The sequence below is a fragment of the Burkholderia sp. M6-3 genome, from assembly GCF_050858985.1.
Lineage (GTDB): Bacteria > Pseudomonadota > Gammaproteobacteria > Burkholderiales > Burkholderiaceae > Paraburkholderia > Paraburkholderia caledonica.
In genome coordinates this window covers 1,163,466-1,187,694 of record NZ_CP110091.1, presented here as the reverse complement: position 1 = coordinate 1,187,694, position 24,229 = coordinate 1,163,466, and the positions used below count along the sequence as shown (strand labels likewise).

Here is a 24,229-nt window from a genome sequence, read left to right as displayed (position 1 = left end):
CGTCGCGTAACTGCACGCCAGGCATCGCGCTATCGGCTGCGAGGGTTCGGCGAATTGTAGCCGTGCATTAAGAACTTCGCCTGGACGCCGCCATTGGTGTGCAATGGCACCTGAGCGGCCCCAGGCGCCGCATTTTTGTTAGCATGGACGAGACCTGCACTGACTATCCGAAGGAGCCGCATCATGAACGACCAGCAATGCACCCAATTCCTCTCGGAAATCCGCAAACCTTTGTTGGGGCTGCATAAGGCGATACTCGATCATGAGCGCGCGTCGTACGAGAAAGAATTCGGCCCGGTCACGCCTGCGGCCTTTCTGCAAGTGCTGATCAACGGTACGGGCTTCCGCTGGCTCACGCCGCTCTCGACGATCATCGCGAACGTCGATGAAATTCTCGACGACAAGGAAGCCGACGCCACGGACCGGATCGCCGCTGCCGAAGCCGTTACCGGCCTCTTCTCCCCCGACCAGCCGAACAATATTTTCCTGCCGCGTTATCTGCCGCTGTTGCAAGCCGATCCGGCGATACTGCATATGCATGGCCAGGTATCGCAACTCTTGCGCGGCGCGCAAGCGAAGTAGTCACCGACTGCCAGCGTCTCCCGGATTTCCTCACCGTTCGCAAGCCGTTGCATGTGAGGAATCTGCGTCTATCCGGTGTGGTTGTTCATAGGCGGCGAAGCTTCGCCAATCAGCGATTACCAGGCTTTGCCAACCATCACGGCGCAAAATCGCCCTGATTCAAGGGCATTCATGCGCGATTCGTAAAGATGAGGGATGCGTGACTGGTCGACGGAGGTGCCGTGCAAACGCGATGAAAGACCTATCGACCAAATTGCCTGGGTTTGCTGAACAATTTTAAGGTGAGCTTTTGCGGGACGTGGGCGGTCAAGCCGAGCCGAGTCTGGAGGTGCATCGCGCCGCCTGCCGTAAAACCACGCAAAACCGTCATGCATGCTGTCGCGAGCCCTGCTAACGTAAGCAGACTTCGTCACGACCGCTCACTGCCATGAACGACTGGCCACTACCCCAAACCTATACGTTCCGCGATCAAAGCGTGCGCTTCAACGTGACAGGAACCGGTCCGCCACTCGTGCTGGTTCATGGCACACCGTTTTCATCCTATGTGTGGCATCGCATCGCGCCATATCTCGCGCAACATCGCACGGTCCATTATTACGATTTGCTGGGCTATGGGCAGTCCGCCATGTGCGACGGCCAGGACGTGTCGCTCGGTGTCCAGAATGAGTTGCTCGCCGAGTTGCTCGCGCACTGGCAACTGGAGAGCCCGGATGTGATCGCGCATGACTTCGGCGGAGCCACGTCGTTGCGTGCGCATCTGATTAACGGTTGTGACTACCGCAGCCTCATGCTGATCGATCCGGTCGCGCTCGCGCCGTGGGGTTCGCCGTTCGTCCAGCATGTGCGCCGCCACGGCGACGCCTTTGCAGGGCTGCCGCCCTATATTCACGAGGCAGTGGTCAACGCGTATGTGCGCGGCGCGATCGCGCGCGACATCACGGATCAGGAGCTTGCGCCGTACGTGACGCCGTGGCTCGGCGCGATGGGGCAAGCTGCGTTCTACCGGCAGATCGCGCAAATGGATCAGCGCTACACAGACGAAGTCGAACCCCGCTATGCGCAACTGCACTGCCCGACGCAAATTCTGTGGGGCGAAGAGGATCGGTGGATTGAACTGGAGCGCGGCCGTCGTCTGGCCGCGCTGATTCCGCAGGCACGCTTTCAGGCCGTGCCGCGCGCAGGCCATCTGGTGCAGGAAGATGCGCCGGAAGCAATCGTCGCGGCGGCGCTGGGGTGGCTTGGGCAGCTCGACTGAAGCCGCCCGCCGAGGTGCGCCTAGCCGCGTCCTTGCGGCAGGTACGGCATTGGATCAATGGGCTTGCCGTCGTGGCGCAATTCGAAACCGACCGAGACGCGTGAGTTGTTCTGATCGCCCATCTCGGCGATCTGCTGCCCTTGACGAACGATGTCTCCCGTCTTGACCAGCAGCTTGCGGTTATGCGAGTAGGCGGTAAGAAAGTCTTTGTTGTGCTGGACGATGATGAGACTGCCGTAGCTGTTCAGCCCTGTACCGGCGTACATGACCTTGCCGTCGGCCGCAGCACGAACCGGATCGCCTGCCTTGCCGCCGATCTCTATGCCGCGCGTCTCACCAGGCTGAAACCCCTCGACCACCCGGCCACCTGCTGGCCACGCGAGCGAAACACCGTTCGCGTGACGCATGGTCTGTTGCGCGACTTCGCGCGCTTCGGCAGCGCTCGGGCCGGCCGAAGCTTGCGCGGCTGGCGGCGTTCCGGCTGCGGCGGCATCGCCCGCGGAAGTCTGCGCGACGGAGGCGCTCGACTTAGCAGCGGTGGCTTTGGCGGCAGCCGCTGCCGCGTTGACCGCCTGCACGGTTTCCGGCGATGCAACACGCAATACCTGGCCCCGCTTCAACCGCGACGAAGCCTTGAGGCCGTTCCACGCCTGCAACTGCCCGACGCTGCAATGATGACGCTGCGCGATGCGCGCCAGCGTGTCTCCGCGCTTAACGCGATACACCAGCGGCGGCGCTTTCCTGAGTGGTGAGGCTTCATTGGCGGCTGGCGCTGGCGTATTCGCCGATGCAGACGGTCCCGCCGTGCCTGCCAGGCTTGTGGCGCCTGTTGCCGATGCTCCCTCGCCCTGCGCACCCTGCTGCCCGACGTTCGCGCAACCGGTCATCGCAAGCGCCAGCGACGCGCCGGCAATGCCGACCATTATTGCTCTGTCGAAACGCTTTCCGATCATGTTCAAATCCTGACGTATCTTGTTGGCAGGTCGCAGACGCCTGGCCGCATGCGATGCGCGCGATTGCACGACGCGCGGCCTTTCGTGTTGCGACCTGGCGAGCGCGCGTCGCGCGCCCCGCACCCTTGCTGTCATTGCCTTGCATTCGACCGGCCCGGCTCGTCGATTCGTCGCTCGCGCGGCGGCGGATTCGGGCGCTCAAAGCAGCCACTCCCGCCGCGGACGGGCCAGACCGGACTAAATTCCCAGCAGAATTGTAAAGTGGCTTCAACAAAAAACCCGGCGCGTCACACAGTCTGATACAAACGTTACGCACGGCCTTGCATGCGTCGTTGCGCGCGCAACGGGCGGGCAACGCGGTCGACGCCATCTGCTTAACGGCACGCTGCCGTCATAACTTGAATTGCCGGTTCGAAAACGCGATGGGCCACGCACGGCGGTCGAACCGGCAAGCGTCAGCTGTAGTACTGCCCCGCATAGCGCACGTAGCCGACGGGATGGTGAGTGAAGTGCAGGACTGGCAGGACGGGGTCGGAGTTGTCGTCGGTCGGATAGGCGCTCGCCTCGGGAATGTATTCGCCTTGCACCTCGATCGGTTGGCCGGCCTGTAGTCCGGGAATCTCTTCGGCCAGTCCCTCGTTGTCGCCGAATCGAACCGCCACGAACACTTCTGTGCCGACGAGGCTTTGCGTGCCGCCTTCGAACTTCAACACTTTGTCGATCTTGATGACCATATGCTGATGATTCGCGCCGTGGTGGTTGTCCGGACTTGCGAATACTTTGCTGATTGTGCCTTGCACGCAGGCGAGCGGCGCGCCCAGCGAATGAACATAGCGATGGTGAGGAAGAATTTGCGTCGCACGATTGCTCATGGAATCTCCATCGAAGAAGTCGGGTCAATGTCCCACGGTTGACTGAGCCCGGGGCGGCGCCCGCATCCGCCCTCGCGCTTTAGGATTTCTCCGAAGCGTGATTAGGAAATGGACGATAGGTTGAAGAGCATAAAGAAAATATTCTTAGGCCTCTTTTGATGCTGACTGCCGCGCAACGAAAAAGCTCCCCAGTTGCTCAACTGAAAACCTTCCCTTCAGAATATTTTGCTTCATCACCCCCCCACCGGGATGATGAAGAAGTCGAGGCTCAAGTGGATTCTCTTACATCAGCCAACCGCTTCATGAGCGGTTTCTTCTTTGGCGCCGTGATCGCTACCGCCATCATGGTGCTGTTCTGCGTCGGGGCTGAACTTTCCCCGTTCATGGCCAGACTGCATGCAGTCGAACAGGTCATTGCGACGGCGGTCATCTCGCTCCTTATCGCCGACACCAGGCCGGTTCTGTACAAGACCCTGTGGAGCAAGCGCCGCAGCAGCTTTATTCTTGACGAAGATCTGAGTGCGACTCTTCGCGGGCGAACCTTCGGCATTCCCGCGGGCGTGATGGCCGGCATTCTGGTGCAAAACGTCCTGATGAACTGAGCATCGAATAAAGCAGCCGGTGCGAATGGCCGGCAAAAAACGGCGCGCCTCGTGAACTGCTCATCGGGGCGCGTTTTTCTTTGTATTGTCGTTTTGTCTTGTCGTTATGGTCGTTATCGGCGGCGGCGTGCAGACCGGATCTAGAATTTATGTCGTATCGCGGCGCGCACCACGACCTGTTTCGATGTAGACGACGGCGCTTGTGTGCCGGTTATAAACGCATCATCGAGTATCGAGTAAGTCGAGTCGCCAGTCACGTGCTGGTACTCGCCTTGAATGTAGACATCGGTACGCTTGGACAGGTTGTAGTCGGCCATCAAACCAAACGAATGGATTTTCGGTTTGACGCCGCCGCTCGACGCATCATAGTTTTCAATCGTGTACACGTATTGCGCCCCGACGAACAGCACCGGTGAAAACTGGTATTTCCCATTCAACTCGAAGTTCTGATATTTCAACGAGTTCAGCAATACGCCGGGTGGCACTAGCGGCGTAACGCCGAGATAACCATTGCCGGTCGGATTCAGATAATTCGAGTTGCTGTACACAAAGCCCGCCGTAGCCGGACCGAAGTTATACGTAATGCCGCCGCCGAATACGCGCATACGGGTCGCGATAAAGCTGGCGTCATTGGCGGTAATTGCACCATTCACGCCATTGCCGGGATTATTGGCCTGTAAATAGGCGGCGCTCACGAGCAGCCCTCCATAGGCGTACTGTCCGCCGACGCTATAAGCGCGGTTATTGCCGAAGTTGGTATCGTTACTGAAGCTGTATGTGCCGCCGAATTGAAAACCGCTAAGCGACGGGCTCGTGTATTTGACGGTGTTGTTGAGGCGAAACGAGTTATCCGTGTTGTCGTTATCGTAGGGGTGCGAGAAGAGCGAGCCGGCCCAATTGCCATTGGCCGTTGTCTGCGCCAGATAATCGACTACCGAATCGTATTGGCGCCCAAACGTCAACGTGCCAAAGCGGTCCGCGCTCAGGCCGACGAAAGCCTGCCGCCCGAACATACGGCCACCCTGATTGAATCGCCCGGAACTCAGGTCGAAACCATTCTCGAGCTGAAAAATTGCCTTGAGGCCGCCGCCCAGTTCCTCCGCGCCCTTGAGCCCCCATCGGCTCCCTTGCGCATAGCCGCTCGCCAACTCGTAGACATGGCCACGGCCGACGTTGTTCGTGTAGTTGATACCTTCGTCGAGCACGCCGTACAGCGTGACGCTCGTCTGCGCCGAAGCCGGTGCGCTAAAAGCAGCGGACACAGCGGTGGAAACAGCGAGCGCGAACACTTGCTTGTTCATGACGATCCCCCTGCACTCGAGTAATGGGCCTAACTCGATCCGACGCATTCTTCTTGACCCTACGACAACGCGCTTCTAGATGCCTGACGCGCTTACGGGAAATCCTCACACGCCGTGAGCCGTCCGTCCATTGGGTGTCGCGTGGATATGTCAAAACGTTGCGAAATCTCCACTGTCTTTAACCGCCTATCCGGCCGACAACCCATGTGGGCGGGCTTCCCATTTGCGTGACTCCAAGCAGACTTGTCACAGAAAGAAATATAATCGCTGACTTTCGCGGCACCGAAGCGGAACTCCGCCGCTCTGCCCGGGTCATTTTTACTGCATCGTGCAACCGTGCCTTCGTGCCGGTCGACAGCGGCAACGCAATTGCGCGGCCGCCGCAGCACTCATCCACTATTCCAAAGCCTTGTGAGACGCCCGACGCGCTGAAAGAGCGCGCCGTCGCACGCGGCTGCTTTTGGCATAAAAACAATGAAACCGTCGCAATCCCGTTTAGTCGAGCTCGACTTTTTTCGCGGACTCGTTTTGCTGATCATCGTGGTGGACCACATCGGCGGAAGCATTCTGTCGCGCGTCACGCTGCACGCGTACGCGCTGTGCGACGCCGCGGAAGTCTTCGTCTTTCTCGGCGGCTTTGCGACCGCGACGGCCTACGCGGCGCTCGCCGAGCGGCGTAGCGAAACCATCGCGCGCAACCGCTTCCTGCGGCGCTCGCTGGAAATCTATCGGGCGTTCCTCGTGACCGCCGGCCTGATGCTGCTCGTGAGCGCGGTCCTGAACGCATTCAGCATCGAGGCGCCGAACCTCGCGATCACCGACCTGGACGACCTGATGGACACGCCCGTCGCCGCCATGCGTGACATCCTGTTGTTCCGCCGCCAGCCTTACCTTGCGTCGGTGCTGCCCATGTACGCGTTCTTCGCGCTGCTCGTGCCGATGATCCTGCCGCTTGCGCGCAGCAAGCCTTGGCTTCTGCTTGCGGGCAGCGTCGCGCTGTGGGCCGGCGCGCCGGCCATCAATGCGTATCTGCCGGCCGCGCCCGACATGCATTGGGACTTCAACCCGTTCGCCTGGCAGTTGCTGTTCGTGCTCGGCGCGCTCGCGCGCTGCCAGCCCGTCTATCAGCGAGTGAGCGAACATCGCTTCGGCTGGCTCGTCACTTTCGCGGCCTGCTCGGTAGTCGCGCTCGCCGCTTACTACAAGCTTCTTATCGAACGCCAGCCGCTCGATGCGAGCTTCAAGCAGAACCTGTCCTACTTGCGAGCGGTCAACTTCCTTGCTATCGCGTGGCTCGTCGCCAACCTGATCGAGCTTGGCTGGGCAAGAAAACTTGCCGAGTCGCTGCCCTTGATCGGCGTCATCGGACGCAAGGGCCTGCTTTGCTTCATTGCCGGCGCAGTGATCTCGCTCGTGGTGGACTCGGTGCTGTATGCGGCAACCGACGGCTATCTGAACTATCCGCTAGGTCTGCTCGCCGACGCTTGCGCGGTCACGGCCTTGTTCGCCGTCGCATGCGGGACCGAGCCGCTCAAGCGCCTGGTGACACGTCTTTTCAGCACGCGGCTTCGCACGTCGCCGTAACGCGCCTAAGGCAATGCGCATGGCGGCACCCTCGACACGCCGCTTTGCAAAGCTTTTACCCCACTGCGTGCCCAGGATCCAGAACAGAGGATCGCCGTAAAGCTGTTTGGACAAACATCCACCGGATGCTGATAGCATGACGGCCGCGCGTCATCGGGCGCGGCTGCTTCCTACCCTGACATGCGTCCATTCCTACATTCCGTGCTGGCTGTTCTTTGCGCCGCTTGCGGCGCTTCGTCTTTTGCAAGCACGGTAACGAATCGAAGCTTCCATTCGTCCGCGCTCGGACGCGACTGGTCCTACACGCTTTATCTGCCGACCGGCTATCGTCCGGACGCGGCGCGCATTCCGGTCATCTATCTCCTGCACGGCAACAATGGCGACGCGAATGACTGGATCACCCAAGGCCATCTGCAAAGCACGGTCGACGCGCTGATCGAACACCGCGATATCCCGCCGGTTGCGGTCGTGATGCCGCAAGGCGGCACCGACTGGTACGTCGATCGCAAGGAAAAGATGGAGACGGCTTTCTTCGACGATCTCCTCCCAGAGATCGAAACGCACTACGCCGTATCGACCCAGCGCGCCGGGCGGATGATCGGCGGCGTCTCGATGGGTGGCTTCGGCGCGTTGCGCTACGTGATGACGCAGCCGGAACGGTTTTGCGGCGCGCTGCTGCTGAGCCCTGCCATCTATGCAAACGAGCCGCCGCGCGGTTCGGCGGCGCGTCGTGTCGGCGTGTTCGGGGAGCGGCAATTCGATCCGCGCATCTGGCACGAGCTGAACTACCCGGCGCAGTGGGAGCGCTATATGAGCCGGCCTTATCGCGTGCCCATCTTTATCGCCGCCGGCGACGACGATCTCGCCATTCAGGCCGACGCGTCTTTGCTTTACACGCACCTTCGGTTAGCCGGCAATCCGGCAGCGCTGCGCATTATCGACGGCGGCCACACGTGGGACGTTTGGAGCGCCCTGCTGCCGGGCGCATTCAAATACACACTCGGCTGCGCGAGATCGCCGGTGCAGGAGCATCCGTCGAATCAGCGGCCCTGAAGCGGGCGCCGCGCAGATGCGGGCGCTGCGCAGACGCGGGCGCCGCGCAGAGCGGGACCGGGCATTGCATTGATGTGCATGCAACTACTGCACGAGATCGGTCCACAGCACCATCAGCACGGTCATCAACGCCGGGCCGATAAAGAGGCCGAGCAGGCCGAACGTCTCGGCGCCGCCTAGAATGCCAAAGAGCACCAGCAGAAACGGCAGGCGCGTCGAATTACCGATCAGCACCGGCCGCACGAAATGCTCGGCGACGAACACCACGATCGCACCGAACACCAGCAGACCGATTGCACCAGCCACCGATCCTTGCGAGAACAGCCACAACGCGGCGAGGCTAAAAGTAATCGGCGCGCAGAACGGCAACATCGCGGCAATCGCGGTGATGAGCGCAAGCAGCGCCACATGCGGCAAGCCCGTCACGAAATAGGCGACGCCGAGCAACGCGCCTTCGCCTAGTCCCACCACCACCAGTCCGGACACGGTGCCGCGTACCGCCGTGGCCATGCGTTGAACGAGCTGCGCGCCGTCTTCACCGAAACCGCGCCGCAGGCCTCGGCTCAATGCGCCCGACAGACGCGGCCCTGCCTGGAAGATCACGAACAACGTCACCAGCACGAACGCGAAGACGGTGACCGCATGCACGGCGCGCGCGCCGAAGTGCCGCCCGAGTGTGACCACCGTGTTGCCGTGCAAGCCCTTCATCGCTGCGGAATCGCGCAACGGCGGCGCGAGATAGGTCTGCCACCAGGCCGCGACCTGCTGCGCACCGAACGGCAAACGGTGAATGAAATCCGGCATTGCGATGCCGTTCTCCTGCGCGGTCTTGAACCACTCGGTGAGGTCACGCGCTTCGCGCAAGGCCTGAGCAATGCCGATGCCGACCGGCAACACCACGAGCAACGCTATCGCAAGTGTCAGCACGGCCGCGATCAAGGTGGTGCGGCCGTTGAGCCAGCGGTGGCCTTCGACCTTGCGCAGCAACGGCCACAGCGCAATAGCCAGCACGCCTGCCCACGCGACCACCGGGATGAAGTCTCGCACGACCCACAACGCCAGCAGCACGAGCCCAATGTAAAGCACCAGTGAAGCCGCCCTCTGCTTGTTGACGCGCCCAGGCGTTGCCAGCAACTCCGTGGAATGCGTCGACTCTGGCGGGGTGACGGGTGGACGTGAATTCATGTGAGCTCTTCTATGAATGCCTATGTGTTGAAACCGGGATGCGCGCGAGCCGACTCGCCAAAGCCAAACACGTTAGACTTGCAGGACGCGTTCGAACCATCGCAATGACATCTTAAAGGAAGCGCGCGCACGCCTCTGGCCGCGGTTCTGGTGTCTCAGCGGTTACAACACTGCGTTGCAAAAAACGCTCCTATCCCATTTCGTGCTAGCAAGCTCGCCGCCAGGCCCCGCCGATTCAAGCCCCTTCGAAAGTCAAGTCTGATTGTTGCTAATTGGGGAACAGTGTTTCAACGGGGACACAATGGCTCTGCGGCGCGCGCAGGTCTACATTCGGCACACCCACAAATACGGAGCCGACGATGATGACCCTGGAGTCCATCCCCCTTGACGGTACCAACGGCGTACGCATCGAAATTCTCGAGCGCTCCGACACGACGCTGGTGATCCGCTGGGTCGAGCCGGGGCGATGTCATTACGGCGAGCAGCGCTGGCGGCGCAGATCCGCGCACACTTCGGGAACGTGCGCAGTGACGCGTCGCAAGATTCGACGCGGCGACGCGGTATTCAAGCCGGCCGAGCGCCCAGCGCCGGCGAATGCGTCCGCCATGATCTGCGCCGAGATTGTCGGCGCGCTACCTGCCGAAGCCTGATTTTTCTGCTGTATCCCTGTCTGCATGCCGGCGCGGCCGTGCGGTTCCCAGACCGCGCCGCGCACAATCCCTTCCCGATTGCGGCCCTTCGCCACGTGCGTTAAGGTGGACCTGCTTGCGTCACGTCATCCTGCCTGCTCACCACACGGCGGTAACGTGACGTGCATATTCACCTATCGCGCCGTGCGCGCCACGGCGCTGCTCGAGGGCATACCATGGCAGAAGACACGCCGCATCCGTCGACCCGGCAGGACACCGGCGCGGCGAGCGCGCCTCCCACTCCTCCAGTCGCTCCGCAACAATTTTCCACCGACGTCCTGCTCGAAAAGTACGCGAAAGGCGACGAGCAATCCGCCGACGACGTCTTCAGGCGCGTCGCCCGTGGCGTCGCCGAGGCTGAACCGCCGGAACTGCGTGAGTCGGTAGAAGCGCTTTTCGTCGATAATCTGCGACACGGCGCGCTCGGCGCCGGACGCATCATGAGCGCGGCGGGCACCGGCATCGCGGCCACGCTGATCAACTGCTTCGTGCAACCGGTCGGCGACGCGATTCAAGGCGTCGACGAACAAGGGCTGCCCGGCATCTACGTCGCGCTGCTGCAAGCCGCGGAGACGATGCGGCGCGGCGGCGGCGTCGGCTACAACTTTTCGGCGATCCGGCCCAAGGGCGCGCGCGTTCACACCACGAGTTCGTCGGCGTCCGGTCCGTGCAGTTACATGGATGTGTTCGACGCGTCCTGCCGCACGGTCGAAAGCGCCGGCTCGCGGCGCGGCGCCCAGATGGCCGTGCTCGACTGCGATCATCCGGACCTGCTCGAATTCATCGAGGCGAAGCACTCGAAGGGACGCTGGAACAACTTCAACGTCTCCGTCGGCGTGACCGACGAATTCATGCGGGCCGTCGAAGAAGATCAGCCTTGGCAACTCGTGCATCGCGCCGAGCCATCGCCGGCGCTGCGCGCGGCAGGCGACGTCAGGCAGCGGAACGACGGTATGTGGGTCTACAGCGAGCGGCCCGCGCGTGAGATCTGGGACCGCATCATGCGCTCCACTTACGACGTCGCAGAACCGGGCATCGTGTTCATCTCGCGGATGAACGACGACAACAACCTGCGCGCCGTGGAAACGATCCGCGCGACCAACCCTTGCGGCGAACAACCCCTGCCGGCTTACGGCTGCTGCAACCTCGGCCCGCTGAATCTCACGCGTTTCGTAATTGATCCGTTCGCGCAAATGAAAGGCGGCAAGCCATCATTCGATTGGGACGGTCTCGCGAGGCGCACGCGCACGCAGGTGCGTTTTCTCGACGACGTGCTCGACGTCACGTTGTGGCCGCTGCCGCAGCAATACGACGAATCGCGCGCGAAACGCCGCATCGGCGTGGGCTTTACCGGCCTCGGCGATACCCTGGTGATGCTCGGCTTGCGCTACAACTCGCAGGAAGGCCGCGACTTCGCCGTGAGCATCGCGCGGCTGATGCGCGACGAGGCGTATCGCGCTTCGGTGGAACTCGCGAAGGAGCGCGGCGCGTTTGCGCTTTTCGATGCCGCGCGCTACCTGGAAGCCGGCACGTTCGCATCGCGCTTGCCCGATGACATCAAGGAGGCGATTCGCCTCCACGGTATTCGCAATAGCCATCTTCTGTCGATCGCGCCGACCGGCACCGTAAGCCTCGCATTTGCGGACAACGCGTCCAACGGCATCGAGCCTGCATTCTCGTGGACCTACACGCGCATGAAAGTGATGGCGGACGGCGGCCGCGAATCGTTCGACGTCGAAGACTACGCGTACCGGCTTTACCGCGAGCTGGGCGGCGACGTGAGCAGGCTGCCCGACTATTTTGTCAGCGCACTGGAAATGTCCGCGCGCGATCATCTGGACATGATGGCGGCCGTGCAGCCTTACGTGGACACGTCGATCTCGAAGACGGTCAACGTGCCCGCCGACTATCCGTTCGGAGCCTTCGAGAGCCTCTATTTCGATGCGTGGAAAAGCGGCCTCAAGGGTCTCGCCACGTATCGGCCGAATGAAACCCTCGGCGCGGTGCTCAGCGTAAGCCCGCCGCAAGCCGACGACACGCTGGCTGAAACCGATCTCGATCCGCTGCGTATCGCGATCGACCATCGGCCGAAAGGCGAACTGCCGGCGATCATCGAGAAGGTCGAGTATCTGACGCAAGCCGGCAAGAAATCGCTGTACGTCGCGGTGTCGTTTATCGAGGTGACAGGGCGTCTCGGAGGAGAAGACGTGACGATCGAGCGGCCCATCGAGTTCTTTATCCCGACCGGTCAGCGCGACGAGTCGCAGCAATGGATCACGGCCACGATGCGTTCGCTGTCGCTCGCCGCGCGCGGCGGGTTCGTCGCACGCAATCTGCAGGACATGCGCAAGGTGTCGTGGGATCGCGGGCAGGTGCGTCTTGGCGAAGTACAGCGTCTGGACGGTCACCGCACGCCGCGCTGGCACGATTCAGAAGTCGCCGCCCTCGCCTTTGCAATCCAGCAGATCCTGCACCGGCGTGGATTCCTCGATGCCGAGGGCAATCAGGTTCCATCGCGCCTGCTCGCGCGTTTGCCGCGCGGACAGATGAGAGCGGAAACCGCGCTGCCCGCGGATTTCGGCATCCGCCCGCATCCGGGCGAAGCGGAAACCAGCACGTTGCAATCGACGCAGCCCGGCGTGCTACCAGGACTGCATACGATGCTGGGGCGCAAATGCGGGTCGTGCGGCGCGAATGCGGTGATTCGCAAGGACGGTTGCGACTTCTGCACGGCGTGCGGCGAAGTGGGGGCTTGCGGGTGACGGGCGCCATCGTTCGTTGCTCGGCGTGACGGGAAGGACGGCGAGTTACTCACCCGCGTGTCCAGGTCATCGGACAGCGCGACAGGTCGCTCTTACTGCCACTCGCGCACTTTGAGGATCGCGTCGGCGAAAGCCGAGGGCTGCTCCTGCGGCAGGTTATGCCCCGCATCGATCACGCGGTGTTCGTGCGCGGCGATGAACATGCGGCTGTGATCTGACGTCCCGCCGGGTTTCAGCGGGTCTCTCGTGCCGTCGAGCGTCACTGCAGGCACCGCTATGGCGGGCTTTTGCGCGAGGCGCTCTTCGAGAGAGTCCAACGCTGGGTCGCCGGCTGCGAGGCCGAAGCTGTGGCGGTAACAATGGATCACGACATCGACGAAGTGAGGATTGTCGAAGGACGCCGCCGTACGGTCGAACATCGCCTGGTCGAACCGCCAGCCCGGCGACCACTCTTCCCACAGCATCCGGCACAGGTCACGGCGGTGTTCGGCGAGGCATGCGCGCCCGCGCTCGGTCTGAAACAGATGCTGATACCAGCAAACGTGCTCGAGCGAAGGCGCGGATGGGCGTCGTTGGGCGCTGACGTCGATGATGTCGTAGCCCGCATACGAGACAAGGCCGCCTATCCGCTCCGGCCACAACGCCGCGACGACGCACGACGCGTTGCCGCCCCAGTCGAAGCCGGCGAGGATCGGGCGCTCAAGGCCGAGAGCGTCCGCAAGCTGGACGATATCGCGACCGCGCGCGGCTTGTTGCCCGCTTCGCATGATCTCATCGGCAGCGAAGCGGGTAGGACCGAACCCGCGCGTATAGGGAACAATGATTCTCGCTCCAGCGTCGACGAGGATCGGCGCCACGTCATCGAAGGCATGAACGTCGTAGGGAAAACCGTGCGACAGGATGACGGGCCAACCGTCGCTGGGACCATAGTCGAGGAAAGCGATTCGCAGACTCTCGGTCGCGACCGTTCTCACCGGCTGCTCGTTCATGCAGGTCACCTCCGATGGGTTAAGGTTCCAGGTTGACAGACGCTGGCAGACCCTCGACGCGCTGGATCGCCGAAAAGAGTCGCTCGCAGCAGCTGCGGCGGCGTACTCCGACAAACCCAACTACAACGCCATCAAATAAAGCTCATCGATCAGCCGTTGCGCCGAGCGTCGCGGCGCATCCGGCACAAGCACACCGCTGAAAAGTCAGCGCGCCAGGCTTGCGATCCGCCTCAGGTCCTCGCGCGCTACAAGCGCACCGTCGAGCAGAAAAGGTAGCACACAGTAGCCATGTTCGCGCTTGCCGGCGGGGGCGTAGCTGCGAGCCATAGGGGAAGTTGAAAAGCGTTTCGACGCTTTGCTGCCAGCCCCGAGCAAACGTGTGTTGAACATCAGCGTCACCGAGCATCTGGCTGCCTTCATTCGACAAGAAGGTGCGTCGAGCACACTCGATCGGAATCAGCGATGGACCAAACGGGGGTACTGGCGCGACGAGAGATGCGGCGAGGCGCACATTCTGTTCTGAAACAGATAGTCGCTCGATGAAGGTTTCGCAGCCGCACACTGCAATCAGCCATTCGACTCGATGAAATACAGACGGCGCCCGCAGGCGCCGTCTGTATTTCTTTGCTCTCGTCAGCAATTCCCTTTTTTCGCTTGTCCCGGCGGACAGAAGCCGTTGCCCGGGCCGCCCTGATGGCCGCCTTGTGGCACGACAACGACGCCCGGAGAATCCGGCACGTACAACGCACAGCCGCTCAACAAAGCGGCCCCGGCCGTCAGCAGACAGAAGATTTTTTTCATCGTATTCCCTATGGAAGGGCTTGCGCCCTTCCTTTATCACATGGTTCTAGGGAAGGTCTGCACAACATGTTTTCATGTGCGCCGATCTTTTTTCACGTTGGGCGTATCGGCCGCAGAGTCTGCCAGCAGGTTGATCGTGCGGCTTTTGAAGCATGATGACCTTCGTTTGCCGAGATTCACGGCCTGATGCGCCGGGCGTTTCACGCTTTGTTTAAAGCCTTGCGCGCCATCCAGAGGTTGCCCAGCGCAAACAGTGTCGTGATCTGCGCGGTGTTCTTCACCAATCCTCGGTAGCGGGTCTTCGTGTAACCAAACTGCTGCTTGAGCACGCGAAACGGATGTTCAACCTTGGCGCGCACGCCAGCCTTCAGGCGCTCAATCTGGTTGTATATCGCGTCCAGACGATTGGTCAGGTCCAGTTGTCGACGCTTGCCCGGTCGCATCGCGACATGCCAGCGTACCGGGTTCGCCTGACATCGCTTTTCTATACCCTGATATCCGGCGTCAGCGTACACATCCTTTTCCTGGCCGTGCAACAACGCTTCGGCCGCATTGATGTCGTGCACGTTGGCTGCCGTACCAATGACGGTGTGGACCAGCCCCGACTCTGCGTCCACGCCGATGTGCGCTTTCATCCCGAAGTACCATTGATTCCCTTTCTTCGTCTGATGCATCTCCGGGTCCCGTTTGCCAGAGCCGTTCTTTGTCGAACTCGGTGCGCTAATCAAGGTCGCATCGACCGCTGACCCTGCCTTCAACATCAAGCCTTTTTCACTCAGGATCTCATTGACCAGGGCGAGCATCTGCGCGGCCAGTCCGTGCGTTTCGAGAAGGTGGCGGAACCGCAGAATCGTGCTTTCGTCTGGCAAACGCGTCATACCTTCGTCCAGCCCCGCAAACTCACGGTACAGCGGCACGTCATAAAGCGCCTCTTCCATCGCCGGGTCCGAAAGCCCAAACCACTGCTGCATGAAGTGAATCTGCAGCATCGTCGCAACCGGAAACGGCGGCCTTCCAGTCTTACCCTTCGGATAGTGCGGTTCGATCAACGCAATCAACCTCGACCATGGCACAACGCGCCTCATCTCATCGAGAAATTCCCGCTTGCGCGTGCGTTTCGTTGAAAGATCCAGGCCAAGACCGAGCTGTGTCATCGAGGAACTCCTTTAATTCCCGTTCTTCCAGGATAGGACAACCAGACTTCGACGCCAGGACTTTTGCAGACCATCCCTAGTTAGAAACTGAAATTGACGCCGGTCTGATCGGACGTCGATACATTGACTGCGGCGGAGTGCGTGGCACCGCTGACTCTATCGGCTTCCGCTGTGTACTGCCCGGCGGCGCTTGCGACCGGGGTCAGCGCAATCGGGAGGCTTCCCGAATATGTGCCGACCAGAGGTGCAGCGGCTGGCTTGCTCAACGCGTAGACACCGGTGTCCGAATTGGCGTTGGCGCTGGTGACTTCGTAGTTGATGCCGCTAATCGATTGCAACGCCCGCACGATGGCTTGCGCGCTAACCGGCAGAACCGTCCCGCTTGCAACGTGCATGACGGAGGTGGGCAATATGATCGGGACTGACGATGTAGCGACGATGGTCGACGTGTTAACGACCACCGGCACCGAGCGCACGATGCCCGTCGCAACGTTGTTCTTTACGATGACGACATCGTAGTTCCCCTTGGTTGAACTCTGCTCGAGCGGCGTCAGCACGAATTGCCCGTTGCTGTCGGCAACAGTGCCTTTGATGACTTGCCCGTTCTGCTCCGCATAAACGGCAGCCCCAACTTCGGCCGGCGCGTGTTGTTCTCATGGGGAAATTCTCCTTCGTTGTTGTTTGCCGAAGGATACGGAAAGGCGGTCCAAATAAATCGAGCAAATTGCAACGATCAGTAACCGAGATTTTTTATCAACTTGTGTCGTGCCGGGAAAACCCCGGGCCGCCAGTTTGCATGCGATGCATTGATGAATCTTCGCGATGAAGAGCGCGCGGCCCAGCGAGGCGGTTTCGAACCAACGCACTCGTTAATGTGTGCCACTTGGTTGCGTATGAAAGTAGCTCTTCGTTACATAACAAGGGCCGCTCATCAGCGGCTCGATGCACAGCATTACGACTGCGCATCCTTGCGAGCGCGCGTGCCGGCTACGCTTCAGCGTCCCGCTCAGCTGGCTCGCGTGGCAAACGCTGACAGTGTTTTGTCCGCCGCCCACCGTTGCACAGACCACTATTTAACATCTGCGGCGTCGAAAGCAAACGATTCACGCGGTGGGTGGCGCTGCCTCGCGGTCCGATCCGTGCGGGAGGTCAAAATGTCGCGCTATAGCAAAAACTGGTTAAGCCAAAGCGGCGCAATCGCCGCGCTGGTACTGTTGCTGACCTTACCGTTTCTGCCCGGTGCGGCGGAGGCGGTTTCCCCCGACGCCGCTGTCCGCAACGCTGCGGTTGTTACGCAGTCGGTTACGTGCCAACGCACTTCCATCACCAGGCCGCAACCGACCCTCCCAAAGGGTTTCACCGAGCAGATTTTATTCAACGGCTGTCTTAACCAGCCGACAGCGATAAGTTTCAATAAGAATAAAACGAGGGTTTTCGTTGCCGAAAAAGGCGGCAGGGTTTGGAATTGCGATTTGTCAGCTCCCACCTGTTTGCTGTTTGCCGACCTGAGCGGCGAAGTCTGCAATGATTCCGACCGGGGACTGCTAGGACTTGCAGTAGATCCCCAGAACGACGGCAATGTCTACGTGCTTTACACCACGCCACCTGCTACTGGGGCGTGCAGCGGAAACGTCCTTACCCATGGCCAGCTTTCCCTTTTGACAGGGACGGGCGAAACGAAGATCCTGCCCGCCGCAGCGTCAGGCAACCAGACCTGGTGCTTCTTCTACACGTCCCACAGTATCGGTGGCCTGGTTTTCGGAACGGATAACAAAACGCTCTACGTTAGCGCTGGCGACGGCGCAAGCTTCAATCAGGTCGACTACGGTCAGTTGGATAACGCTTGCGGCGATGGCACGAATCTGCCACAGGGGGCGTTCCGTAGTCAGAGTGTCTCGCCCTACAGCGATGGCGTTATTTTACGGATCGCAAATCCAGGCACGACCACCCAAAGCATTGCCATGGTTGCAAACGGCCTGCGCAATCCTTTCCGCTTTGCGCGCGCGCCCAGCACGGATGAACTGTATATCGGCAATGTCGGCTGGAACGCCTGGGAGTCCATCGATCATGTGAGCGTCGCGGGCCAGAACTTTGGATGGCCGTGCTACGAAGGATGGAACCCCAGTAACAACGCTGCTGCGGCTCCGCAACCCGACTACCAGAACACTGCCTACTGCGGGAGCGTGGGGGGTGTCACTGCGCCGTTCTTTGCTTACGCTCACCTGGGTTACGTCACGCTCGACGATCAAAGAGGGAGGACCTGCGGCGGCAAGCCGTCCGGCGGAGGGCCGGACCAGAACGGCAGCGTGCTCTCAGCCATTGGGTTCACTGACGACACGAGCACAACCTATCCCGTTCAGTTCAAGAGCGCGCTGTACTTCGGTGATCTTTTGCGCAAATGCATCTGGACAATGCGGCCTCCCGACAACACGCCACAGACTTTCGCGAAGGGTCTGCAAGGAGGACCGGTGGATTTGAAAGCAGGTCAAGACGGAGACCTCTTCTACGTCGACCTGGTTACCAGTACGGTCAGGCGCATCACGCACAAATAGCCGGGAGATTGCCGCTAGACCGCATTCCGGCGGCCGGTTAGTCGGAATGACGGTCTGCAGCGGCGGAGTCGGCCTCTGAGCGTCCGAGTGACGATCGGGCTCATAACGGCTTGGGACCGGATAGCGTCCGACGACACTGCAGACGGCTCACCACGGAACTGCGAGAGACTTTCGTAGCCGACGCGCGCCGACTCGTCTGAAACGACTCATCGCACCAACTCACGAAACGAACGTTGCCCGCACATCGTCCGATAGAGGAATGCGCACCGCGACGACAGTGCCGGAACCGGCGCTGCTCGCAATCGAGAGCGCTCCGCCGATCAGACGGGCGCGCTCGGCCATGCCGAGCAATCCATACGAGCCGCGGTGCCCGGCCGACACGGCATTCAGATCGAAACCGCAACCATCGTCGCGAATCTCCAGGTCGATCGACGCGTCGTCCGAACGCAGCGTCAATACCACGCGCGACGCGCCCGAGTGGCGCGCCACATTGGTGAGCGACTCCTGCGCAATGCGGAAAATGGCCGTCGCGCACGAATCCTCGAGTACGGGCTCGTCGCCATACGTCACGAACGAGCAGCGAATATGGTGGCGTCCGTGGAAGTCCTCGGCAAGCCATTCGAGCGCGGACACAATGCCGAAATTCAACGCTGCGGGCCGCAAATGATTGGCCACGTTGCGCACCATCCACATGGTTTTCTCGACGAGTTCGCGCATTGCTTCAGTCTTGCGCAGCGCGTCTGGATTGCCCGCCAGTTTCATCTGCAGCAATGAAATGTCTATCTTGAGCGCGGTCAGAAGCTGGCCGAGCTCGTCGTGGATCTCGAGTGCGATACGCTTTCTTTCCTCTTCACGAATCACTTCGAGGTGCCAGGACAATTGCCGAAGCTCCTCGCGCGAAGCCCGCAGTTCCTGCTCAGTGCGTTTGCGTTCAGTGACTTCCACCTGAAGCCTGTCGCGGTGGCGGCGCAGATTGTCCAGCGCATGCTTGCGAGCCGTGACATCGGCGAGCAGGCCGTCAAGCCGAACGATTTCGCCATGCGAGTGCGCGACGCCGCGTGCGCTCAGTTGTACCCAGATAGCAGTGCCGTCAGGTCGCGTGAGCTGCAAGTCCAACTCGGCTATTTCGCCGTCCCGCTTCAGGCGCGCAAAGAGGTCCTCCACCAGCTCGGACGAAAACGGCCGCTTGCCCGGCTCGCCGGTTCCCGCAGCGACCAGCGCCGCCGCACTGCCGTAGCCGAGCAGACGTGCCATCGCCGGATTGGCTTCCTCCAGCCAGCCGTTGCGATGCAGGCGGAAAATGCCTTCGAGCGCGTTCTCAACAATACTCCGGTACTTCTGTTCGCTGTCGTAAAGGCGCGCCGTCGATTCGCGCAGGCGGTCCGCCATTGCATTGACGCGCGCAGCGAGGCGGCCGAGTTCGTCGTCGGACTCCACTGCGCAGCGCGCATCGAGATTGCCGCCTGCAATGCGATCCACCATTTCTTCGAGCCGGTTGATGGGGCCGCGCACCATGCCGTTCAACAGGACGAGCGTGGCCGCATAGAGCGTGGCGACCATGGCGGCTATCGTCGCGAGAATTGCGTTGCGCGCATCGCGCATTGCCTGCATTGCCGGTGCTCTCGACAGTTGGACGCGGACCTCACCGAGCTTCTCGCGCGGCGCATTGCCCGGTGGCTGGTATTCGATCGGCCGCACGCGCACGACGTCGCTGGACGGGTCGGCGCGGCGTGCACCCTTCGCCTCGGCCACGACGCCATAGCCTACCGCTGTGACCGTGAACTGCACGACCTCCGGATTCGGCGAAAGTGCGGAAAGCTGGGCGCTGATCGCGCCGCGGTCCACGTTCCAGAGCGGCAACGCGAGCGAACGGCTGAACAGATCGGAAATGCGGGCGGCACGTTCTTCGAGTTCGGAAAATTTCTGCGCGCGCTGGCGCTCGATCAGCAGATAAGCCGACGTGCCCGCGACCACCGCGACCAGTATCGCAAGCGCGAGCATGAGCTTCGCGTGCAGATTCAACGAGCGTAGACCCCGAAGCGAAAATGGACGCATCACCCGCTCCCGGCGAATGGACCGACAAGCCGCGCGAGACTGAAATCGTAGGGGCCGGGTTCGGGATGCCGCACCTTCGAAAACATCGTGAAATCGAGCTCGTCGCCATGATCGAAGATCGCCTGGCTGAAGCGCTCGACGTTGCCCTGATGAACCACGCTCAGAAAGTCCAGCGTCTGGCGGGCGCCTCCCGATGCCGCAAAATCTTTGCCGTGATGGTAGTCGTATAGCAGCACCATCGCCCACGCGCCGATGAAGTAGTCGCCGCCCACCATCGCGGCCAGTCCGCCCTCGGCGACACTGCGCAGCGCGCCTGGCAGCGCGCCCATGCCGCCCACGAGCACGCGCGCGCCGCGCGACCGGACCGCGCTTAACGCACCTAGCGCCATTGAATCATTAGCAGCCCAAACGAGATTGGCATCCCGGTAGCGTGCAAGCAGAACGCGTGTCTTTTCCTCGCTATCCGCGTAGCTCCAGTCGCTGAACACCAGTTGATACATTCGCGAGCCGCGGGCGCGCGACAGGAACGCGTCGACACCCGACGCGCGCTCCTGCGACACCGGCGTGTTGGGATCTCCGGTGATGCCGATCACCCTGGCCGGTTCGCCGGCCAGCCTGCCGCACAAGTAGCTCATCAGACGATAGCCGCCGCTCGTCGCGTTGGCTGTCACCGTTCCGATCCAGTTCCGTATGGCTTGCCGCTCGTCGCCGATCTCGCGACGTTGCCGCTCGGTGAGGTCGTTATGAATGACGACAACTTTCGAAGACGAGCGAGCGAGCGACTGAAGCATCTGCTGGGCGGCCATTTTTTCATTGACGATTACCACGTAATCGGGAGGATCGGTGCGGCGCGCGACCTCTTCGGCCTGACGCAGCATGAGCAGATGATCCCGCTCGGCGTACACAACGTCGAGACGCATGTCGAAAGACCGCGCCGCAATGCCCATGAATTCCGACACAAGTTGCCAGTGCTGTCCGGTGCCATGCTCGACGGCCTCACCCGGGTTGAGGAACACCACCCGAGGTCTGCCCGCCGATGCGCGAGCCAGGCTGACCGGGCCGAGCAGAGCGCCTAGCGAGCATGCAGCGAGCGCATCTCTGCGTTTCATATCACCAATAGGTCGACCATGACGCGGGACACTCATTATGAGTCTACCGCCGCACCATTGCACCTCTGGCAAATGCGTAGGCGGCGGCGTTCACGGCGGTCGCAATGGACAGACGAAAGACAGCGGCGCCTGGTCAGATCGGGGTCAACACAGGCTCGCCGGCGAAATGCCGTGCGGCGTTCCGCAGAAAATTGTTCACCGCTGCCGCTATCGCGTCGGGCGAGCGTCCGCCGACGTGCGGTGTCAACACGACGTTGCGCAGCTTCAGCAAGGCGGCGGGCGGCTCCGGTTCGCCCTCGTAGACGTCGAGTGCCGCGCCTGCAATCGTCCCTGCTACGAGCGCTTGCGCGAGCGCAGCGGTATCGAGCACGCTGCCGCGAGAAACGTTGACGACGAAACCACGCGGGCCCAACGCCTCCAAAACCCTGGCGTCGATCAGATGGTGCGTACCCGCACCGCCAGGCGTCGCGATCACTAGGAAGTCGCACCATCGCGCGAGTGCTTCGACGTCGTCGAAATACGATAACGATATGCCTTCGCGCGGCTTGCGGTTGTGATAGCCGATCTCCATGTCGAAGCCCGCGCCGCGCCGCGCGATCTTCTCGCCGATGTTGCCGAGCCCCACGATGCCGAGACGCTTGCCCGAGACGTTCGGACGCATCGGCAATGCATCGCGCCATACGCCTTCACGCGTGGCCTCGTCGAGTCGCGGCACATCGCGCACGATCGACAGGAGCAACGCAAACGCGTGGTCGGCGACGCAGTGATCGTTGGTGCCCGCTCCGTTCACGAGCACGATGCCGCGCGTGCGCGCATTGTCGACGGCAACGTTTTCATAGCCTGCGCCGAGTGCGCTGATGAATCCGAGCTTTGGCATGCGATCGATCTCAGCCGCGCTGAGCCCACGTGTGCCGTTCGTCAGCACCGCATGGATCGTTGCGCCGTGAGTGGCGATGACAGCGGCATGTTGCGCCGGATCGGGCGCGTAGACGCTATCGAATTCCGCCTCGATAGAAGCGCGGCTCGCGTCGTCGAGATGAATGAGAATCAGCAGAGAAGGCTTCATGTCCGTCCTTTTTTCCCGGTGGCGTGTGTGCAGGTTGGCAAACGAAACGTGTCGAATCGAGTGTAGCAAGACCAATTATTGCGTGCTGACGCGAAGCCCTGCTGCAAGCCGATGAAAGCCGTTTGTTTTTTAGGCGGCTTCAAAGGGGCCGTAAAATAGCCGGACTTTTCGCTAAGAGAACCTCATGCTGGATACTCTGCCAGGCGTCCCCAAGCCCGCCAACGACGATTCGAAGATGTTCGACCTCGCGCCCGTCTCGCTATGGGTCGAAGACTTCAGCGGCGTGCGCGATCTGTTCGACGCATGGCGCGCCGAAGGCGTGACCGACCTGCGCGCGCACTTCGCGAATGCGCCCGAACGGGTTGCGGAATGCGCCCGTAGCATTCGCGTCATCAAGGTGAATCAGAAGACGCTGACGCAATTCGAAGCCGCCGATTTCGCCACGCTCAACGACAATCTCGCCACGGTGTTCCGCGACGATATGCTGAAGACGCACCTGGAAGAGCTGTGTCAGTTGTGGGCCGGGCAAGCCCACTTCACGAGCCAGACCGTGAACTACACGCTTGGTGGTCGGCGCCTCGACGTACTGCTGAAGGGCTCCGTGCTGCCGGGTCACGAAGAGCGCTGGGACCGCGTGCTGGTGTCGGTGGAAGACATCACCGAACTGGAGGCCGCGCGGCGTCGCGTGACGCTCGCCGAGGAATATGCGCGCGGCCTGTTTAAACATTCGCCGGTATCGCTATGGGTCGAAGATTTCAGCGCGGTCAAGCAACTGCTCGATCAGGCGCGGGCGGCCGGCATTAGCGATTTCCGCGTATTTACCGATGTGCATCCGGAGTTCGTCGAGCGCTGCATGCAGGAGATTCACGTGCTCGACGTGAACTGGCACACGCTCGAAATGTTCGCCGCGCCGGACAAAAAAACGCTGCTCGCGCGCCTGCCGGAAGTTTTCCGCGACGACATGGGTCCGCATTTCCGCGAGCAGTTACTCGACCTGTGGGAAGGCAAACTGTTCCAGCAGCGCGAGGTGCTCAACTATTCGCTCGACGGCAGCGAGGTACACGTACACCTGCAATTCTCCGTGCTGCCTGGCCACGAGAAGAATTGGGACCTCGTGCTCGTCGCGCTGACCGATATCACCGCACGCAAGAAGGCCGAAGCGTACCTGGAATTTCTTGGCAAGCATGACGTGCTCACCAAGCTGCGCAACCGTTCGTTCTATGTTGACGAACTGAACCGGCTGGAGCGCAAAGGTCCGTGGCCCGTCACCATCATCATGGCCGATCTGAACGGCTTGAAACGCGTGAACGACCAACTCGGCCACGCTGCCGGCGATGCGCTGCTGCGCCGCGCAGGCGAAGTGCTGGCGAAAGCGTTGGAGTCGCCGTTCCAGGCCGCCCGTATCGGCGGGGACGAGTTCGCGATCCTGATGCCGAACACCGACGAGCGCGGCGGCGCGGCGATGATCGACGCGATTCGCCAACTCGTCGAAATGAACAACCAGTTTTATCCGGGCTCGCCGCTGAGCTTTTCAATGGGAGCCGCGACCTGCCAACGCGGGGACCGCCTTGAAGCCGGCGTGCAGCGCGCGGATCTACTGATGTACCAAGAAAAACGCTCGCACTACGAGCTGCGGCCAAGTGTGGACGCGAGCGGCGTCTGAAA

19 protein-coding genes and 1 pseudogene are annotated in these 24,229 nt (G+C 61.4%); 9 read left to right on the top strand and 11 right to left on the bottom strand.

Annotated elements, in window-relative coordinates:
- Positions 1-183 precede the first annotated feature (183 nt).
- Together OH764_RS22595 and OH764_RS22590 are read left to right on the top strand one after the other, a co-directional pair.
- Positions 184-582: a hypothetical protein gene (locus OH764_RS22595; RefSeq protein ID WP_498850874.1), complete on the top strand. Its 399-nt coding sequence runs from the start codon at positions 184-186 to the stop codon at positions 580-582.
- Positions 583-1,009: 427 nt separating this feature from the next.
- The gene (locus tag OH764_RS22590) at positions 1,010-1,837 is read left to right on the top strand and encodes an alpha/beta fold hydrolase (protein ID WP_498850873.1); all 828 of its coding nucleotides are present in this window, start codon (positions 1,010-1,012) and stop codon (positions 1,835-1,837) included.
- 20 nt (positions 1,838-1,857) lie between these two features.
- Here OH764_RS22590 and OH764_RS22585 read toward each other — a convergent pair whose 3' ends face one another.
- Both OH764_RS22585 and OH764_RS22580 read right to left on the bottom strand, forming a co-directional pair.
- Positions 1,858-2,790 carry a peptidoglycan DD-metalloendopeptidase family protein gene (locus OH764_RS22585; RefSeq protein WP_498850872.1) on the bottom strand — a complete coding sequence of 311 codons (933 nt, stop codon included), beginning with the start codon at positions 2,788-2,790 and terminating at the stop codon, positions 1,858-1,860.
- 455 nt (positions 2,791-3,245) lie between these two features.
- Entirely contained in the window at positions 3,246-3,662 is a 417-nt protein-coding gene (locus OH764_RS22580; RefSeq protein ID WP_498850871.1) for a hypothetical protein, read from the bottom strand.
- A 158-nt stretch (positions 3,663-3,820) separates the two neighbouring features.
- Here OH764_RS22580 and OH764_RS22575 point away from each other — a divergent pair, with 158 nt between their 5' ends.
- Complete coding sequence (locus tag OH764_RS22575; protein WP_498850870.1) at positions 3,821-4,264, top strand: hypothetical protein; 444 nt, start codon at positions 3,821-3,823, stop codon at positions 4,262-4,264.
- Positions 4,265-4,404: 140 nt separating this feature from the next.
- On the opposite strand, the gene OH764_RS22570 is transcribed toward OH764_RS22575, so the two are convergent.
- Complete coding sequence (locus tag OH764_RS22570; protein ID WP_498850869.1) at positions 4,405-5,565, bottom strand: porin; 1,161 nt, start codon at positions 5,563-5,565, stop codon at positions 4,405-4,407.
- Positions 5,566-6,039: 474 nt separating this feature from the next.
- Between OH764_RS22570 and OH764_RS22565 the strand changes: the two genes are divergently transcribed.
- Entirely contained in the window at positions 6,040-7,149 is a 1,110-nt protein-coding gene (locus tag OH764_RS22565; RefSeq protein WP_498850868.1) for an OpgC domain-containing protein, read from the top strand.
- A 180-nt stretch (positions 7,150-7,329) separates the two neighbouring features.
- Positions 7,330-8,202, top strand: coding sequence for an alpha/beta hydrolase (locus tag OH764_RS22560; protein WP_498850867.1), 873 nt, complete (start codon positions 7,330-7,332; stop codon positions 8,200-8,202).
- 84 nt (positions 8,203-8,286) lie between these two features.
- Here OH764_RS22560 and OH764_RS22555 read toward each other — a convergent pair whose 3' ends face one another.
- Complete coding sequence (locus OH764_RS22555; protein WP_498850866.1) at positions 8,287-9,387, bottom strand: AI-2E family transporter; 1,101 nt, start codon at positions 9,385-9,387, stop codon at positions 8,287-8,289.
- A 362-nt stretch (positions 9,388-9,749) separates the two neighbouring features.
- Here OH764_RS22555 and OH764_RS22550 point away from each other — a divergent pair, with 362 nt between their 5' ends.
- Both OH764_RS22550 and OH764_RS22545 read left to right on the top strand, forming a co-directional pair.
- Positions 9,750-10,037 (top strand): DUF3331 domain-containing protein, encoded by a 288-nt coding sequence (locus OH764_RS22550; RefSeq protein ID WP_027779345.1) that lies wholly within the window; start codon positions 9,750-9,752, stop codon positions 10,035-10,037.
- Between the two features lie 215 nt (positions 10,038-10,252).
- The gene (locus tag OH764_RS22545) at positions 10,253-12,838 is read left to right on the top strand and encodes an adenosylcobalamin-dependent ribonucleoside-diphosphate reductase (protein ID WP_498850865.1); all 2,586 of its coding nucleotides are present in this window, start codon (positions 10,253-10,255) and stop codon (positions 12,836-12,838) included.
- A 92-nt stretch (positions 12,839-12,930) separates the two neighbouring features.
- Here OH764_RS22545 and OH764_RS22540 read toward each other — a convergent pair whose 3' ends face one another.
- The 4 genes and pseudogenes from OH764_RS22540 to OH764_RS22525 all read right to left on the bottom strand — a co-directional run.
- Positions 12,931-13,827 (bottom strand): alpha/beta fold hydrolase, encoded by an 897-nt coding sequence (locus tag OH764_RS22540; protein ID WP_498850864.1) that lies wholly within the window; start codon positions 13,825-13,827, stop codon positions 12,931-12,933.
- A gap of 633 nt (positions 13,828-14,460) precedes the next feature.
- Positions 14,461-14,628, bottom strand: coding sequence for a hypothetical protein (locus OH764_RS22535; RefSeq protein WP_408475218.1), 168 nt, complete (start codon positions 14,626-14,628; stop codon positions 14,461-14,463).
- 200 nt (positions 14,629-14,828) lie between these two features.
- Complete coding sequence (locus OH764_RS22530; RefSeq protein ID WP_498847679.1) at positions 14,829-15,782, bottom strand: IS5 family transposase; 954 nt, start codon at positions 15,780-15,782, stop codon at positions 14,829-14,831.
- A gap of 80 nt (positions 15,783-15,862) precedes the next feature.
- Positions 15,863-16,426, bottom strand: a pseudogene (locus OH764_RS22525) (DUF4382 domain-containing protein); the annotation flags it as partial.
- 510 nt (positions 16,427-16,936) lie between these two features.
- On the opposite strand from OH764_RS22525, the gene OH764_RS22520 reads away from it, so the two are divergent.
- Complete coding sequence (locus OH764_RS22520) at positions 16,937-18,334, top strand: PQQ-dependent sugar dehydrogenase (RefSeq protein WP_498850863.1); 1,398 nt, start codon at positions 16,937-16,939, stop codon at positions 18,332-18,334.
- A gap of 219 nt (positions 18,335-18,553) precedes the next feature.
- Here the strand turns inward: OH764_RS22520 and OH764_RS22515 are convergent, their stop codons facing one another.
- The 3 genes from OH764_RS22515 to OH764_RS22505 form a co-directional block, all read right to left on the bottom strand.
- A complete protein-coding gene (locus OH764_RS22515) occupies positions 18,554-20,389 on the bottom strand; it encodes a sensor histidine kinase (RefSeq protein ID WP_498850862.1) in 1,836 nt (611 codons plus the stop codon).
- Entirely contained in the window at positions 20,389-21,498 is a 1,110-nt protein-coding gene (locus OH764_RS22510; RefSeq protein WP_498850861.1) for an ABC transporter substrate-binding protein, read from the bottom strand. Before OH764_RS22510 ends, OH764_RS22515 begins: the two co-directional genes overlap by 1 nt.
- 133 nt (positions 21,499-21,631) lie before the next feature.
- Positions 21,632-22,564 carry a 2-hydroxyacid dehydrogenase gene (locus OH764_RS22505; protein ID WP_498850860.1) on the bottom strand — a complete coding sequence of 311 codons (933 nt, stop codon included), beginning with the start codon at positions 22,562-22,564 and terminating at the stop codon, positions 21,632-21,634.
- Positions 22,565-22,748: 184 nt separating this feature from the next.
- Here OH764_RS22505 and OH764_RS22500 point away from each other — a divergent pair, with 184 nt between their 5' ends.
- Positions 22,749-24,227 (top strand): sensor domain-containing diguanylate cyclase, encoded by a 1,479-nt coding sequence (locus tag OH764_RS22500; protein WP_498850859.1) that lies wholly within the window; start codon positions 22,749-22,751, stop codon positions 24,225-24,227.
- Positions 24,228-24,229: the final 2 nt, after the last annotated feature.

What these genes read in the sequence shown, in the direction of transcription:
- OH764_RS22595 (WP_498850874.1), top strand. Translation starts at nt 184, where the DNA reads ATGAACGACCAGCAATGCACCCAATTCCTCTCGGAAATCCGCAAACCT.
- OH764_RS22590 (WP_498850873.1), top strand. Translation starts at nt 1,010, where the DNA reads ATGAACGACTGGCCACTACCCCAAACCTATACGTTCCGCGATCAAAGC.
- OH764_RS22585 (WP_498850872.1), bottom strand. Translation starts at nt 2,790, where the DNA reads ATGATCGGAAAGCGTTTCGACAGAGCAATAATGGTCGGCATTGCCGGC.
- OH764_RS22580 (WP_498850871.1), bottom strand. Translation starts at nt 3,662, where the DNA reads ATGAGCAATCGTGCGACGCAAATTCTTCCTCACCATCGCTATGTTCAT.
- OH764_RS22575 (WP_498850870.1), top strand. Translation starts at nt 3,821, where the DNA reads ATGCTGACTGCCGCGCAACGAAAAAGCTCCCCAGTTGCTCAACTGAAA.
- OH764_RS22570 (WP_498850869.1), bottom strand. Translation starts at nt 5,565, where the DNA reads ATGAACAAGCAAGTGTTCGCGCTCGCTGTTTCCACCGCTGTGTCCGCT.
- OH764_RS22565 (WP_498850868.1), top strand. Translation starts at nt 6,040, where the DNA reads ATGAAACCGTCGCAATCCCGTTTAGTCGAGCTCGACTTTTTTCGCGGA.
- OH764_RS22560 (WP_498850867.1), top strand. Translation starts at nt 7,330, where the DNA reads ATGCGTCCATTCCTACATTCCGTGCTGGCTGTTCTTTGCGCCGCTTGC.
- OH764_RS22555 (WP_498850866.1), bottom strand. Translation starts at nt 9,387, where the DNA reads ATGAATTCACGTCCACCCGTCACCCCGCCAGAGTCGACGCATTCCACG.
- OH764_RS22550 (WP_027779345.1), top strand. Translation starts at nt 9,750, where the DNA reads ATGACCCTGGAGTCCATCCCCCTTGACGGTACCAACGGCGTACGCATC.
- OH764_RS22545 (WP_498850865.1), top strand. Translation starts at nt 10,253, where the DNA reads ATGGCAGAAGACACGCCGCATCCGTCGACCCGGCAGGACACCGGCGCG.
- OH764_RS22540 (WP_498850864.1), bottom strand. Translation starts at nt 13,827, where the DNA reads ATGAACGAGCAGCCGGTGAGAACGGTCGCGACCGAGAGTCTGCGAATC.
- OH764_RS22535 (WP_408475218.1), bottom strand. Translation starts at nt 14,628, where the DNA reads ATGAAAAAAATCTTCTGTCTGCTGACGGCCGGGGCCGCTTTGTTGAGC.
- OH764_RS22530 (WP_498847679.1), bottom strand. Translation starts at nt 15,782, where the DNA reads ATGACACAGCTCGGTCTTGGCCTGGATCTTTCAACGAAACGCACGCGC.
- OH764_RS22520 (WP_498850863.1), top strand. Translation starts at nt 16,937, where the DNA reads ATGTCGCGCTATAGCAAAAACTGGTTAAGCCAAAGCGGCGCAATCGCC.
- OH764_RS22515 (WP_498850862.1), bottom strand. Translation starts at nt 20,389, where the DNA reads ATGCGTCCATTTTCGCTTCGGGGTCTACGCTCGTTGAATCTGCACGCG.
- OH764_RS22510 (WP_498850861.1), bottom strand. Translation starts at nt 21,498, where the DNA reads ATGAAACGCAGAGATGCGCTCGCTGCATGCTCGCTAGGCGCTCTGCTC.
- OH764_RS22505 (WP_498850860.1), bottom strand. Translation starts at nt 22,564, where the DNA reads ATGAAGCCTTCTCTGCTGATTCTCATTCATCTCGACGACGCGAGCCGC.
- OH764_RS22500 (WP_498850859.1), top strand. Translation starts at nt 22,749, where the DNA reads ATGCTGGATACTCTGCCAGGCGTCCCCAAGCCCGCCAACGACGATTCG.